Origin of the sequence: Micromonospora sp. ANENR4 (assembly GCF_015354395.1) — a bacterium.
Taxonomy (GTDB): Bacteria; Actinomycetota; Actinomycetes; order Mycobacteriales; family Micromonosporaceae; genus Micromonospora; species Micromonospora aurantiaca.
Genome location: NZ_JADKYQ010000002.1, coordinates 259,649 through 273,676 on the forward strand (window position 1 = coordinate 259,649; position 14,028 = coordinate 273,676).

Below are 14,028 nucleotides of genomic sequence, written 5' to 3' on the forward strand. Positions count from 1 at the left end.
GCGCCCGTCGCACCCGGGCGCCCCGCGTACCCCCGTGGGTCAGCCGCCCAGACGGGCGGCGACGGTACGGCGCAGCTCCGGCAGGCGGTCGTGCAGCAGGCCCGGGCACTGCGTGTCGTTGAAGTCCTTGTGCCCGTAGATCTCGGTGGGCGCGATGCCGTACTGCTGGCAGGTGAACGCGCAGAACGTGACGAGGCTGTTCCAGAGCGCCTGCGGCGGCTGCACGTCCAGGTAGATGCCGTCGTTCTCGATGCCGATGGCCTGGCTGTTCTGCCCGACGCAGTGCGCGCCCTGCACCATCGTCTGACCGTGCAGCAGCGCGTAGAGGCTGCCGTGCCGGCCCTCGGTCAGGTAGCCGCCCCGGCTGTTGGTGAAGTGCTGCCCGGAGTCGAGCCAGCCGTTGCCGTCCATGTGCAGGTCCTGGATGTCGCGGGAGTTGCGGTACGCCTGGGCGAGGCTGTAGTCGGTGGTGTTCGGGAACGCCGTGTGGTGGACGATGATCTTGTTGGGCCGGCTGGTCACCACGCTCACCGGCGACGAGGGCGGGCGGGCGCCCCAGGTCGCGCAGTTGGCGATGGTCGGCTGGTCGACCCGGGTGGCGGCGGCCCGCGCGCCGGGGCCGGAGCCGATCTGGGTCAGCGCGCCGACGCCGGCGGCGGCGCCGAGCAGGACCGCGCCGCGCAGCACGGTCCGCCGGGGTACGGGAAGGGACATCGCAACCTCCTCGGGAGAGAGGGGCGGCCGGGCGTGGCGGGACCGGCACCGCCCGCCACGCCCGGGCCGGTCTCAGCAGGGTCCGTTGCAGGCCAGGACGCGCAGCCGGTCGAGCGAGCCGTTCCACACGTTCTGGTCACCGGGGAAGACCCCGGAGGAGGACCACTGCCAGAACGAGTACGTGCCCCAGCCCGCCGGCAGCGTGCCGACGCTGCTGGAGTAGCGGGCGATCCACAGTGGGTTGTTTGCGGCGAACTGCGAGGTGTTACCGGTGCAGGTGCTCCACCAGTCGGTGGTGGTGTAGATGGTGGCCCACCGGCCGGTGCGGGCGTGGTACTGGTTGACGAACGAGGCGATCCAGCTGCGCATCGACGCCTGGCTCAGGCCGTAGCAGGTCGCGCCGTACGGGTTGTACTCGATGTCCAGCGCGCCGGGCAGCGTCCGCCCGTCCTTCGACCAGCCGCCGCCGTGGTCGACGAAGTAGTTGGCCTGGGTGGCGCCGCTGGTGGTGTCGGGGCGGGCGAAGTGGTACGAGCCGCGGATCATCCCGACGTTGTACGAGCCGTTGTACTGCTGGGCGAAGTACGGGTTGGTGTAGTAGGTGCCCTCGGTCGCCTTGACGTAGGCGAACCGGGCGCCGTTGGCCCACGCTCCGGACCAGTTCACGTTGCCCTGGTAGCTGGAGACGTCCATGCCGGGTAGCCCGGCCGGGGCGGCGCCGGCGGGGGCCGCCCCGGTCAGGGCCGCGGCGGCGACGGTGACTGTGGCGAGCAGTGCTGCTCCGGCCGCGCGCAGCGCCGATCGGATCGAACTGTGCATCTGTCCTCCCTGGGGGTTGCCGCGCTCCGGCGGCGGGAGTATGACGAAAGGAACTGTCGTCATTAGGGCACAGGGCGGAGAAACTTTTCAATAGACTGCATCGAAGAATCTCACTGAATCGGGTGCTCAGCCGAGCTGGGCGAGCACCTCGGCGGCGGCGCGCTCGCCGGCGGTCACCGCGCCCTCCAGATAGCCGCTCCACCGGGTCGCGGTCTCGGTGCCGGCCCAGTGCACCCGGCCCACCGGCGTCCGCAGTTCCGGGCCGTACGCGCACCACGCGCCGGGTGGCAGGACACCGCAGAAGCAGCCGCGCGTCCACTCGTCCGCCGACCAGTCGTACTCGACGAGGTCGTCGGGGTGCGCGGCGGCCGGGCCGAAGATCGCGGCGAGCGCCTCGCACAGCGCGTCCCGGCGGGCGTCTGGCGGAAGCCGGCGCAGCGCCCGGGCCTGCGCGCCGTAGCTGAACGCGGTGAGCACCCCGCCCGGCGCGTCCGGCAGCGAGTTGTCCACCGTCTCGGTGAGCGGCCCGGTGTCGGTGCTGGACACGCCGGAGCGGCCGTCGGCGCGCCAGAACGGCTCCGGGTAGAGCGCGTGCACCTTGAGCGCCACACCCATCGGCATCCGCTGGGTCAGCCCGTCGCGCAGCGGGGGCAGCGGCGGGTCGTACCGGATGCGCCCGGCCAGCGTCGGTGCCAGCGCGACCACCACCGCGTCGCCGCGGTAGGTCTCGCCGCCGGCGCGCACCCGCACGCCGTCGCCGTCCTGCGCGACGCCGTCCACCGGGGCGTGCAGGCACAGGCTCCCCGGCGGCAGCGCGGCGGCCATCCGCTCGGCCAGCGCGGCCGGACCACCGGCGATCCGGTCCTGCTGGGCGCCACCGGCCATGCGCAGCAGCGACCGGGTGCCGCCGCCGCTGCGCAGGTAGAACAGCATGTGCAGCAGCGAGACCTCGTCCGCCGAGGCGGCCAGCAGGCCACCGGCGAGCATCCGGCCCGCGTATCCGGCGGTGACCGGGCCGGCCGCGCTCGCGTCGAGCCAGCCGCCGAACGTGATCCGGTCCCACAGTGCCGCCTCGGCGGCCCGCCACGGCGCGGCCGGGTCGAGCGTGCCCGCCATCTCGTCGAGCGTGCCCAGCAGCGCGGACAGCCCCGGCGGCTCGCCGGTGGCCGGACGTCCGCCGAGCAGCAGCGCCGCCGCACCCTGCGCGGGGGAGGGGAAGGTGGTCAGGCCGTACGCGGCGACGAGCGCGTACATCCGGTCCTGGGTCGGGCCGATCCACTGCGCGCCGAGATCCAGCCAGCCGCCGTCTGGTAGCGGGCGGCTGCGCGTCCGGCCGCCCACCCGGTCCCGCGCCTCCAGCACCCGTACCTCGGCGCCCGCCGCGTCCAGTGCGAGCGCGCAGGCCAGACCGGAGAACCCGGCGCCCACGACGACGACCCGGTGACGGCGCACGCGACGGCGTACCCCGCTCCCGGCCGGATTCACCCGGCCCGGCGTGTCGAAACCGGCATCAGTCGTTCGTGTGGAGGGTGAGAGGGCGGCGCGGGGCCGTCCCCGGCGGTGAGGAGACACCGATGAAGCAGTACCTGATCAGCATGTACCAGCCGGCCGGTCAGGGCCGTCCCGACCCGGAGTTCCTGGCCGGGGTGATGCGCGAGGTCGAGGCCATCGGCCGGGACCTGCGGGAGGCGGGGTGCTGGGTGTTCGGCAACGGCCTGCACGACCCGCAGACCGCCACCGTGCTGCGCCCGGCCGGTGACGAGGTACTGGTCACCGACGGGCCGTTCGCCGAGGGCAAGGAGTACCTGGGCGGCGTCACCATCATCCGGGCGCCCGACCTGGACGCCGCGCTGGACTGGGGCCGCCGCTACGCCCTCGCGACCACGCTGCCGATCGAGGTCCGCCCGTTCCAGGGCGAGGGATGACCGACGTCGAACGGGTCTTCCGGGCCGAGTACGGCCGCGCGGTAGCCGTCCTGGTCCGTCTCCTCGGCGACATCGACCTCGCCGAGGAGGCGGTCCAGGAGGCGTTCACCGTCGCCGTGTCGCGGTGGGCCGCCGACGGGCCACCGGCCAGCCCGGCCGGCTGGATCATCACCACCGCCCGCAACCGCGCGATCGACAGGCTGCGGCGCGAGGCCACCCGGGCCGCCCGGCACGCCGAGGCCGCCCTGCTGCACGCCGACGACGACCCGCCCGCCGAGGAGGGGCCCGTGCCCGACGACCGCCTGCGCCTGATCTTCACCTGCTGCCACCCGGCGCTCGCCGCTCCCGCCCGGGTGGCGCTGACGCTGCGCCTGCTCGGCGGCCTGAGCACCGCCGAGATCGCGCGCGCCTTCCTGGTGCCGGAGCCCACCATGTCGCAGCGCCTGGTCCGGGCCAAGGCGAAGATCCGCGACGCCGGTATCCCGTACCGGGTGCCGCGCGACGCCGACCTGCCGGACCGGCTGCGCGGGGTCCTCGCCGTGGTGTACCTGATCTTCAACGAGGGGCACACGGCGAGCGCGGGGGAGCGGCTGGGCCGCGCCGAGCTGGGCGCCGAGGCGATCCGGCTGGGCCGGCTGCTGGTGACGTTGATGCCGGACGAGCCGGAGGCGCTCGGCCTGCTCGCGCTGATGCTGCTCACCGAGGCGCGCCGCGCTGCCCGTACCGGCCCGGACGGCGTGCCGGTGTCGCTGTCCGAGCAGGACCGTGGCCGGTGGGACCGGGAGCTGATCGCCGAGGGGCAGGACCTGGTCCGCCGGTGCCTGCGGCGGGGCCGGCCCGGCCCGTATCAGATCCAGGCCGCGATCGGCGCGGTGCACGCGGACGCGCCCACCGCCGCCGCCACCGACTGGGGACAGATCCTCGCGCTCTACGACCAGCTCGCCGCCGTCGCGCCCGGGCCGGTGGTCGCGCTGAACCGGGCGGTCGCCCTGGCCGAGGTACGCGGACCGGCGGCGGGACTGGCCGAGGTGGAGCGTCTGGACCTGGCCGGCTACCACGTGTGGCACGCGATCCGGGCCGACCTGCTGCGCCGGCTGAACCGCCCGGCGCAGGCGCGGACGGCGTACGACGCGGCGATCGCCGGCACCGGCAACGCGGCGGAGCAGACGTTCCTGCGCCGCGCCCGCGACCGTATGCCGGGATGATCACACCGACAGTGCACGTAGGAGGCCGGCAACGCCCCAGAAGCGAGCGGCGATCGCCTGGGCATTGACGCGGCGGCAGAGAAAAGTACACTCCCGGTGTAATTAGTTTTTCCGCGCTCCGTCGACCGGCACGAGGTGACGATGAGCCCACCGGCCACAGCCACCGACGAACCGGGCCTGGCGCTGCACCACGTCGGCGTACGCTTCGGCGGCCTGGTCGCCCTCGACGACGTCTCGCTGCGGGTGCCGCCCGGCCGGATCGTCGGCGTGATCGGCCCCAACGGCGCCGGCAAGACCACGCTGTTCAACGTGGTCTGCGGCTTCGTCCGGCCGACCGAGGGCTCGCTCACCCTCGACGGGCGGCCGTTCCGGCCCCGCCCGCACGCCCTCACCCGCCTCGGCATCGCCCGCACCCTCCAGGGCGTCGGCCTGTTCGCCGGGCTGAGCGTGCTGGAGAACGTGGTCGCCGGTGCCAGCCACACCGCCCGCGCAGGCTTCACCGCCGCCCTGTTCGGCCTGCCCCGCAGCGACAACGACGAACGGCGGCTGCGCGCCCGGGCGCTGGACCTGCTCACCGAGCTGGGCATCGAGAAGTACGCCGACGCGGCGCCCGCGACCCTGCCGTACCCGGTGCGCAAGCGAGTCGCGCTGGCCCGCGCGCTGATCGCCCGGCCCCGGCTGCTGCTGCTCGACGAACCGGCCGGCGGTCTCGGCGCCGACGACGTGGCCGAACTGGCCGACCTGGTCCGCGCGCTGCCCGGACGCGACGACGGCTGCGCCGTGCTGCTCGTCGAGCACCACATGGACCTGGTCATGTCGGTCTGCCACGAGCTGGTGGTGCTCGACTTCGGCAAGGTGATCGCGGCCGGGCCGCCGGAGCGCATCCGCGACGACCCCCGGGTCACCGAGGCGTACCTGGGTGCCGACGTGCCGGCCGAGCCGACCGGGAGCGCGTCGTGACCGCCGTGCTGGAGGTGGAGGCGCTCAGTTGCGGCTACGGGCCCGTGCCGGTGCTGCGCGACGTCGCTTTCACCGTCCCGGCCGGCACCGTCACCGCCGTGCTCGGCGCCAACGGCGCGGGGAAGACCACGCTGCTGCGTACCCTCTCGGGTCTGCTGCGGCCCACCGCCGGCCGGGTCCGGTACGCGGGCGAGGACCTGCGCGGCGTCCGGGTGGAACACCTGGTCCGGCGCGGCCTGGCACACGTGCCCGAGGGCCGCGGCGTGGTGACCGAGCTGACAGTGGCGGAGAACCTGCGCCTGGGCGGGCTGTGGCGGCGCGACCGGGCCGACGCCCGGCGCGCGCAGGACGAGGTGTACGAGCTGTTCCCCGCGCTGGCCCGCCGCCGCGACCACGCCGGGCACCAGCTCTCCGGTGGGGAACGGCAGATGCTCGCGATCGGCCGCGCGCTGATCGCCCGGCCCCGCCTGCTGCTGCTCGACGAGCCGTCGCTGGGCCTGGCGCCCAAGGTGGCCGCGCAGATCATGGCGCTGCTGCGGCGGCTGCGCGACGAGCGGGGGCTCACCGTGCTGCTCGTCGAGCAGAACGTGCGCTCCGCGCTGTCCGTCGCCGACCAGGGCATCGTCATGTCGCTCGGGCGGGTGGTGACGGCCGCGCCGGCCGCCCGGCTGCGCGACGACGACCAGCTCCGGCACGCGTACCTCGGATTCTAGGAAGGGGTCGCGGATGGAGCGGTTCTGGTTCCTCACCTTCGACGGGCTCGCCTCCGGGGCGGTCTACGCGGCGTTCGCGCTCGCGCTGGTGCTCATCTGGCGGGCCGCCCGGGTGGTCAACTTCGCCCAGGGCGCGATGGCCGTGGCCACCGCCTACGTCGGGTACGCGGTCGTGTCCGCCACCGGCTCGTACTGGCTGGGCCTGGCCGCCGCGATCCTGTCCGGACTGGCCCTGGGCGCGCTCGTGGAGCGGGTGCTGATGCGGTTCGCCGGCCCCGGCGGCCCGCTCAACCAGGTGATCGTCGCGCTCGGCCTGGTGCTCGTCATCCAGGCGGTGCTCGGCATGGTCTTCGGCAACGACTACCGGCCCGCGCCTGCGCCGTTCGACACCGACGCGCTCACCATCGGCGGGGTGGCCGCGCTGTCCCCGTACGACCTGTGGGTGCTCGGCGCGGCGCTCACAGTGGTGGCGCTGCTCGCGCTGTTGTTCACCCGTACCCCGGTGGGGTTGCGGATGCGGGCCGCCGCGTTCGCGCCCGAGGTGTCCCGGCTGCTCGGCGTCAGCGTCGGCCGGATGCTCACGCTGGGCTGGGCGCTCGCCGCCGGGGTCGGCGCACTCGCCGGCATGCTCGTCGTCCCCACCGGACTCGGCCTGCACTCGCACGCCATGGACCTGGTCTTCGTGGTCGCGTTCACCGCCGCCGTGGTCGGCGGCCTGGACAGCCCGGTGGGCGCGGTGGTCGGCGGCCTGCTGGTCGGGCTGATCCTGTCCTACGTCACCGGCTACCTGGGACCGGACACCACCCCGCTGGCCGTCCTGGTGTTGCTGCTGTCCGTCCTGCTGGTCCGCCCCGGCGGGCTCTTCTCCGCGGCGAGAGCGAGGCACGTGTGACGAGCACCCCCACCGAGATCGCGCCCGCCGCGCCGTCCCCGCTGCGGCGGCTGCTCCCCGGCGCCCCCGCCGGACGCGAGGCGCGCGGCTCCACGCTGCTGCGCCACCTGGCGCTCGCGGTGTTCGCCGGCACGCTCGTGGTGCTGGTGACCAACCAGCTCGCGCCGTACCAGAACCTCCAGGTGGCGCGCGTCTGCGCGTTCCTCTGCGTCACCGCCGGGCACACCGTCCTGGTCGGACTCAACGGCCAGCTCTCGCTCGGGCACGGCGCGTTGATGGCCACCGGCGCGTACACCGTGGCGCTGACCCAGCAGGCCCTCGACGAGCGAGCGGTACGCGGCTGGTGGACGCTGCCCGCGTCGCTGCTCGTCGCCGTCGCGGTGACAGCGCTCGGCGGGCTGGTCGTCGGGCTGGCCGCGGCCCGGCTGCGCGGCCCCTACCTGGCCGGCGTGACCCTGGCGGTGGCGACGCTCGTCCCGGCGGTCACCACGATCTTCACCGGCGTGTTCAACGGCGAGCAGGGGCTGCGGTTCCCGGCGCCGACGCCACCGGCGGCGCTCGGCGCCTACTTCCAGCCGGAACGCTGGCTGGCCTGGATCGCGCTGGCCGCCGCGCTGCTCACCATGCTGCTGCTGGCCAACCTGGTGCGCAGCCGCTTCGGCCGGTCCCTGCGGGCGGTCCGCGACGACGAGGTCGCGGCCCGGCTCGCCGGCATCCCGGTGGCCCGCACGCAGGTGCTCGCGTTCGTGGTCAGCGCCGCCTGCGCGGGCCTCGGCGGCGGCGTGTACGCGATGCTCACCGCCACCGTCGCGCCCGGCAAGTTCCCGCTGGACCTGTCGCTTTTCCTGCTCATGGCGATCGTGATCGGCGGGCTGGGCAGCCTGGCCGGTGCGGTCTGGGGAGCGGTGCTGCTGGTCGCGCTCCAGGACCTGCCCGGCCTGCTCACCGAACACCTCAGCCTCTCCGCCGGGCTGACCCAGCGGCTCGAGGGCAACCTCGCGCTCGCCGTGTTCGGTCTGATCCTCATCGTCGTCATGCTCGCCGCCCCGGGCGGCCTCCAGGGCGGGGTGCGTGCCCTCTCCACCCGCCTGCGCAGGGCCGTCCGCCGTCGTCCCGCCACCCGCCGGTCGCCGGACCGCTGACCTCACCGGTTCCACCCACACCGTTCGCACCGTCGCACCGGATTGGAGAACCATGCGCCCCACCACCCGCCGCGTTCTCGCGGCCGCCGCCGGCCTGGCCCTGCTGGCCGCGCTGCCTGCCTGCGCCGACGACGAGAAGCAGGCCGCCGAGAACGTCCCCGGCGTCAGCGACTCCGAGGTCGTCATCGGCACCCACCAACCGCTCACCGGACCGGCCGCCCCCGGCTACTCGAAGATCTCCGCCGCCACCAAGGCGTACTTCGAGCACGTCAACAGCAAGGGCGGTGTGCACGGCCGGAAGATCGTCTACAAGGTCATGGACGACGGCTACAACCCCGCCAACACCGAGAACGTGGTTCGCAAGCTGGTGCTCGACGACAAGGTCTTCGCGCTGCTCGGCGGCCTCGGCACGCCGACGCACACGAACGTGCTGGAGTTCGTCAAGACGCAGAAGGTGCCGGACCTGTTCGTCGCCTCCGGCAGCCGCAACTGGAACCAGCCGGACAAGTACCCGACCACGTTCGGCTGGCAGCCCGACTACACGGTCGAGGGCAAGATCCTGGCCACCTACGTCAAGAAGGAGTTCCCCGGCGCGAAGGTCTGCCACTTCGGGCAGAACGACGACTTCGGGAGGGACTCCCTGGCCGGCGTCGAGCAGATCCTCGGCCCGGTCGCGGCGAAGCAGACGTACACCACCACCAATCAGCAGGTCGGCCCGGCCATCGGGGCGCTGCGCGCGGCCGGCTGCCAGGTGGTCATCTCGGCGACCATCCCCGGCTTCACCGCGCTCGCCATGGGCCAGGCCGCCGGACAGGGCTTCAAGGCGCAGTGGGTGGTCTCCAACGTGGGCGCCGACTACACCACGCTGGCCGCCCAGCTCGGCGACAAGAAGGTGATCCTCGAGGGCATGGTGGCCGACAACTACCTGCCGAACGTGGCCGACACCGCGAACCCGTGGATCCGGGAGTTCACCAAGATCCACCAGAAGTACAACGCGGGCAACCCGGTCGACGGCAACGCGATCTACGGCTACTCGATGGCGTACACGTTCGTGCAGTCGATGCTCGCCGCCGGGCCCGACCCCACCCGGGAGAAGCTGGTCGAGGCCGTGCGCAAGGGCGGCTTCCGCGGGCCCGGCCTGGTCCCCTTCCGGTACGCCGACGGCGTGCACGCCGGCTACGGCGGTGTGCGGCTCACCAAGGTGAGCAACGGCGTGCAGGAGTACTTCGGCCCTGCGTACACCACGGACGACGGCGACGGCGCGGTCACCGAGTTCACCGAGCCGCCGACGAACCCGCCCGCCGACGCGGTGCCGACCGCCTGAGGCGTCCCGCCGGGCGGCCGGGTGCCGGTCGCCCGGTGGCACGCACGTAGAGTGGCCGCCGGTACCCGAGCAACAGGAGATTCCGTACCCATGATCGAGGTGGAGGCCGACCCGCCGGAGCGGGTGGACGGCCGGGCGGCGCGGGCCGAGCGGACCCGGGCCGCGATCGTGGAGGCGCACCTGGCCCTGATCGACTCCGGTGACCTGCGGCCCACCGGGGAACGGATCGCCGAGCGGGCCGGGGTGTCGCTGCGTACGCTCTGGACCAACTTCAAGGACATGGAGACGCTGTTCGCCGCGACCGGGCGGCGGGTCGGCGAACGGCAGGCCGCGCTCTGGCAGCCGGTGCCGCCGGAGCTGCCGCTGACCGCCCGGATCGCCGCGTTCTGCGACCAGCGCGCCCGGCTGCTGGAGGTGCTGGCGCCCTCGGCCCGCGCGTCGGCGCTGCGGGAGCCGTTCTCCCCGCAGTTGCGGCGCAACCGGGAGGCGGCGGTCACCCGGGTCCGGCAGGAGATCGAGGCGGTGTTCGCCCCGGAGCTGGCGCAGGCCGGGCCGGGGCGGGCGCAGTTGCTGGACGCGCTGACGGTGGCCGGCACCTGGTCTTCGTGGTCGATGATGCGCGACTCGATGGGGCTCGACGTGGAGACCGCCCGCGCCGTGATGGCGCGCATGCTGGGCGCGCTGCTGGTCGACGCGATCGCCGCCGGCCTGCGCTGAGCGCCCCGCCGGCCCGCGCTGAGCGTTCCGGCGGCCGGTCAGGCGACCTCGCCGGTGGTGGCCACCTCGCCCAGCTGGCCCAGCGTGCTCAGGTAGGCGTCGTGCAGCTCGTCGGTGGCCGCCGTGCACGCGTCGGCGACGGTGACGATGCGATATCCGTTGTCGACCGCCTGGTAGGCGGTGGAGGCGACGGCCAGGTTCGTCGCGACGCCGGTGAGCACCACGGTCCGCACGCCCCGGCCGCGCAGGATCAGGTCCAGGTCGGTGCCGGTGAACCCGCCGAGCCGGGTGGAGGTGACGACCACGTCGCCGGGCTGCCGCGCGACCTCGTCGACGATCCGGGTCTTCGGGTCGCCCTCCAGGAACGCCCCGCGTTCGGCGATCATCGCGAAGCTCGGGGTGTTGGCGATCAGGTCCGGATAGCCGGGCCGGTAGGCGACCCGGGTGAAGACCACGAGACCGCCCGCGGCCCGAGCGGCTGCGGCGACCCGCGCCGCGTTCGCCGCCACGCCGTGCCGGGCCACCTGGTCGGCGAAGTACGCGCCGAAGACGCCGTCGGGGCTGACCACCTCGGGTTGCCAGTGGACGCCCACGACTGCGGTGTATGCCCAGTCGATGCGCTGCATGTCGGTCCCGTCAGGGTGCGGAGAGCTGCTGCGGCGCCAGCTCGTAGCGGCTCAGGCCGCCGGCGGCGGTGCTCCTGCCGAAGGCGTCCCGGCGCCCCCAGCGGCCGGGGACGTCGAGCAATGCCACGTAGTCGAGGCTAGCAGGCAGGGCGGGCCGGGCCACGAGATCGTCGCCGACCGGCCGCAGGCCGAGCATCGTCCGCAGGAGCAGCAGTGGAGCCCCGGCCGACCAGGCCTGCGGGCTGCACGCGGTCGGATACCGGATCGGGTAGCGGGTCTCGGACCGGGCGTGCCCGGCGAAAGCCTCCGGCAGCCGGCCGTCGTAGAAGGCCGCCGCGTCCAGGATGCCGGCCGCGACGCGGGCCGCCTCGTCGGCGTACCCGTAGCGCCGCAGACCCCAGGCGATGAACGAGTTGTCGAACGGCCAGATGGTCCCGACGTGGTAGCCGACCGGGTTGTAGCGGGCCTCGCCCTCGGCCAGCGTGCGGACACCCCAGCCGCTGAACATCGCCGGTGACATCAGGTGCCGCACCAGCGCCTCGGCCTTCGGCTCCTCGACGATGCCGCTCCACAGCAGGTGGCCGATGTTCGACGACAGGGCGTCCACCTTGCTGCCGTCGCCGTCCAGCGCCAGCGCCATGTACTCGCCGTCGTCGATCCAGAAGTCGTGGTTGAAGCGGCGTTTGAGGTCGGCGGCGTCCCGCTCCAGCCGGTCCGCGTACGCCGGGTCGTGCCAGATCTCGCGGGCCAGCCGGGCGGTGCGCACCTTCGCGTCGTACGCATACCCCTGGAGTTCGCAGGTGGCACGCGGGAAGCCCGGCAGCCGGCCGTCGCGGTGGGAGATGCCGTCCCAGGAGTCCTTCCAGCACTGGTTCTCCAGACCGTTCACCGGGTTGCGCCGCTCGTAGGAGACGTAGCCGTTGCCGGCCCGGTCGGCGTAGTGGTCGATCCAGTCGACCGCCGCCCGCGCCTCCTGCTCCACCGCCCGTACGAGGGCGGCGTCGCCGGTCCACCGCTCGTACTCGTCGAGCAGCACGAGGAACAGGGGAGTGGCGTCCGCGCTGCCGAAGTAGGGGCTGTGCGGTGTCTCGTCGAAGACGGTCAACTCGCCGTAGCGCATCTCGTGCAGGATCCGGCCCGGCTCCTCCTCCCGGAAGTCGTCGATCCGGCTGCCCTGGCGGAAGGCGAGCACTGTCAGCGTGGTGGCGGCGAGCTCGGGTGCGAACGGCAGTGCCTGGAGGCTGGTGAGGATGCTGTCGCGGCCGAACAGGCACATGAACCAGGGCAACCCGGCGGCCAGGACGCACCCGGCTCCGGCGAGGAACGGGCTGAACCGCAGCGCGGCCAGGTCGATGAGGCTCTGCCGGTAGGTGTTCTGCAACGGTCCCCAGCTGGTCTCCAGTCGCGGCGCCCGGTCCAGCCACTCCCGCAGCTCGGCGGGCTTGTTCCGGGCGCGGCCCTCGGCCCGCCCGGGCAGGCTGAGCCGCTCCAGCCCGCGGGGCAGGGGGAGGTCCGGCTCGGCGGCCAGCCGGGTCTGCCACCGGCCGTGCGGCTCGATGTGCACGCGCAGCGTCAGGCCGTTCTCGTCCACCTCCGCCGGAGCCGTCGCCGACACGATCGTCTCGCGGCGGTAGCGTTCGCGCTGGTAGCCCAGGACGAGCCGCGGCCCGTCGATCCGCCGGTAGTGCCGCCCCTGGCGGTCCGTCGCGCCCTCCTTGACCGCGAAGAGGTCGGCGAAGTCCGCGTCCGCCTCGATCCGTACGGTCAGGTCGACGGCTCGCCGGTCGTTGTTGATCAGGACCAGTTCCTCGTGGAGTCCGCTGTTCAGCCTGTGGGTGCGGCGCACCTCGAGCGTGCTGTTGACGTAGACGTCCTGACTGCCCGGGACCAGGTAGAACCGGTTCTCGAAGTACTGGATGTCGTCGATGGACAGCGTGCTGAGCCGCTCGCCGTCGATGGTGAGCTGCCACCGGGACAGCAGACGCGTGTCGTGGGCGAACAGGCCGTGGGTGGCGTCCGCCGACGGGACGATGTCGCCAGCCCGGTCGCAGACCAGGAAGATCGTCCCGTCGAAGATGCCGACATGGTCGTCACCCATTGTCGTCTCCCCGTCGTCGTTCCGGGCGCGACCCGGGTGGGGAGGGGAACAGCCGGCGTACGGTCGCGAACAGCCGCGGGCTGCCCTCCACCTCGGCCTCGCCGCGCAGGACCGTGGTCAGGAAGTACGCCTCACCCCGCGCGATCCGGTCGAAGACGGCCCGGTCCGCCCGGACGACCGCGTCCCCGCCGGTGGCCTGCCGCGCCGCGGTGACCTCGCCCCGGGCGATGGAGACCAGCCAGTGGTCGACCGACCCGTCACCGGCGATGTCGAACCGGACGGTGCCCTCGTGGAGCGCTGTCAGCCCACGCTGCCTGCGCTGCCCCAGGCCCCGGAAGAACTCTTCGGTGGCGTCGGCCATCGGCCCTCCTCCCGATGGCGCTATTCCCCGCCAGGGGCCCGTCGCCTCACCCGGAACGGGTGAAATCGGGGCTAGTCCTCGCGCAGGCGGCGCAGGATGCGGGTCAGTTCGCCGCGGTCCTCCGGCGAAAGTGCGCCGAAGAACCGTTCCGCCTCGGTGGCCCGGGCCTGCCGGATCGCCGTGCCCACCCGCTCGCCCTCGGCGGTCGGGGCGACCAGCGTGGCCCGCCGGTCGGCCGGGTCGGGCCGGCGCTCGACCAGGCCACGCTCCTGCAACCCGTCGACCACCTCGGTTGCCGAGCGCGGGGCGATGCGCAGGTGCTCGGCGAGCGCGCCGGGCCGCAGCGCGCCGTGACGCATCAGCACACCGAGCGCCCGCGCGTGCCCGGGGCTGATCTCCCACGGCTCCAGCGCGCGCTTGGTCTGGTGCCGCAGCCGCCGGGTCACCGCCCAGAACGTCTCGGCCAGGCTCTCGTCGCTGCCGTCCACGGGGAATACGGTAACAGGCTTTCGTGTTGTTCCCTCATGTTGAG

The 14,028-nt window shown here is 73.7% G+C and carries 15 protein-coding genes; 8 read left to right on the top strand and 7 right to left on the bottom strand.

Translation table 11 applies throughout. The features are described 5' to 3' along the window. Positions 1-39: 39 nt before the first annotated feature. The 3 genes from IRY44_RS04350 to IRY44_RS04360 form a co-directional block, all read right to left on the bottom strand. A complete protein-coding gene (locus tag IRY44_RS04350; protein ID WP_194799171.1) occupies positions 40-714 on the bottom strand; it encodes a peptidoglycan recognition family protein in 675 nt (224 codons plus the stop codon). Positions 715-786: 72 nt separating this feature from the next. Beyond that, positions 787-1,533, bottom strand: a complete 747-nt coding sequence (locus tag IRY44_RS04355) for a lysozyme (protein WP_194799172.1) — start codon at positions 1,531-1,533, stop codon at positions 787-789. A gap of 126 nt (positions 1,534-1,659) precedes the next feature. Continuing rightward, on the bottom strand, positions 1,660-2,985 hold the full coding sequence (locus IRY44_RS04360) for an NAD(P)/FAD-dependent oxidoreductase (RefSeq protein WP_194799173.1): 1,326 nt from the start codon (positions 2,983-2,985) through the stop codon (positions 1,660-1,662). Between the two features lie 122 nt (positions 2,986-3,107). Between IRY44_RS04360 and IRY44_RS04365 the strand changes: the two genes are divergently transcribed. From IRY44_RS04365 to IRY44_RS04400, 8 genes are all read left to right on the top strand, one after another. Next, the gene (locus IRY44_RS04365; protein WP_064445706.1) at positions 3,108-3,458 is read left to right on the top strand and encodes a YciI family protein; all 351 of its coding nucleotides are present in this window, start codon (positions 3,108-3,110) and stop codon (positions 3,456-3,458) included. Beyond that, positions 3,455-4,663, top strand: a complete 1,209-nt coding sequence (locus IRY44_RS04370) for an RNA polymerase sigma factor (RefSeq protein WP_194799174.1) — start codon at positions 3,455-3,457, stop codon at positions 4,661-4,663. The genes IRY44_RS04365 and IRY44_RS04370 overlap by 4 nt, the downstream gene beginning before the upstream one ends. A gap of 141 nt (positions 4,664-4,804) precedes the next feature. Further along, entirely contained in the window at positions 4,805-5,623 is an 819-nt protein-coding gene (locus tag IRY44_RS04375) for an ABC transporter ATP-binding protein (protein ID WP_194799175.1), read from the top strand. After that, positions 5,620-6,336, top strand: a complete 717-nt coding sequence (locus IRY44_RS04380) for an ABC transporter ATP-binding protein (RefSeq protein WP_194799176.1) — start codon at positions 5,620-5,622, stop codon at positions 6,334-6,336. Before IRY44_RS04375 ends, IRY44_RS04380 begins: the two co-directional genes overlap by 4 nt. A gap of 13 nt (positions 6,337-6,349) precedes the next feature. Continuing rightward, on the top strand, positions 6,350-7,228 hold the full coding sequence (locus IRY44_RS04385) for a branched-chain amino acid ABC transporter permease (RefSeq protein ID WP_194799177.1): 879 nt from the start codon (positions 6,350-6,352) through the stop codon (positions 7,226-7,228). Further along, the gene (locus IRY44_RS04390; RefSeq protein ID WP_194799178.1) at positions 7,225-8,370 is read left to right on the top strand and encodes a branched-chain amino acid ABC transporter permease; all 1,146 of its coding nucleotides are present in this window, start codon (positions 7,225-7,227) and stop codon (positions 8,368-8,370) included. Before IRY44_RS04385 ends, IRY44_RS04390 begins: the two co-directional genes overlap by 4 nt. A gap of 52 nt (positions 8,371-8,422) precedes the next feature. Then, positions 8,423-9,694 carry an ABC transporter substrate-binding protein gene (locus tag IRY44_RS04395; protein WP_194799179.1) on the top strand — a complete coding sequence of 424 codons (1,272 nt, stop codon included), beginning with the start codon at positions 8,423-8,425 and terminating at the stop codon, positions 9,692-9,694. Between the two features lie 90 nt (positions 9,695-9,784). Beyond that, on the top strand, positions 9,785-10,411 hold the full coding sequence (locus IRY44_RS04400; protein WP_194799180.1) for a TetR/AcrR family transcriptional regulator: 627 nt from the start codon (positions 9,785-9,787) through the stop codon (positions 10,409-10,411). Positions 10,412-10,449: 38 nt separating this feature from the next. Here the strand turns inward: IRY44_RS04400 and IRY44_RS04405 are convergent, their stop codons facing one another. From IRY44_RS04405 to IRY44_RS04420, 4 genes are all read right to left on the bottom strand, one after another. After that, on the bottom strand, positions 10,450-11,037 hold the full coding sequence (locus tag IRY44_RS04405; protein WP_194799181.1) for a cysteine hydrolase family protein: 588 nt from the start codon (positions 11,035-11,037) through the stop codon (positions 10,450-10,452). 10 nt (positions 11,038-11,047) lie between these two features. Then, positions 11,048-13,135, bottom strand: coding sequence for an amylo-alpha-1,6-glucosidase (locus tag IRY44_RS04410; protein WP_194799182.1), 2,088 nt, complete (start codon positions 13,133-13,135; stop codon positions 11,048-11,050). Continuing rightward, the gene (locus IRY44_RS04415) at positions 13,128-13,496 is read right to left on the bottom strand and encodes an SCP2 sterol-binding domain-containing protein (protein WP_194799183.1); all 369 of its coding nucleotides are present in this window, start codon (positions 13,494-13,496) and stop codon (positions 13,128-13,130) included. The genes IRY44_RS04410 and IRY44_RS04415 overlap by 8 nt, the downstream gene beginning before the upstream one ends. A gap of 71 nt (positions 13,497-13,567) precedes the next feature. Next, positions 13,568-13,984 (bottom strand): MarR family winged helix-turn-helix transcriptional regulator, encoded by a 417-nt coding sequence (locus tag IRY44_RS04420; RefSeq protein WP_194799184.1) that lies wholly within the window; start codon positions 13,982-13,984, stop codon positions 13,568-13,570. Positions 13,985-14,028 lie beyond the last annotated feature (44 nt).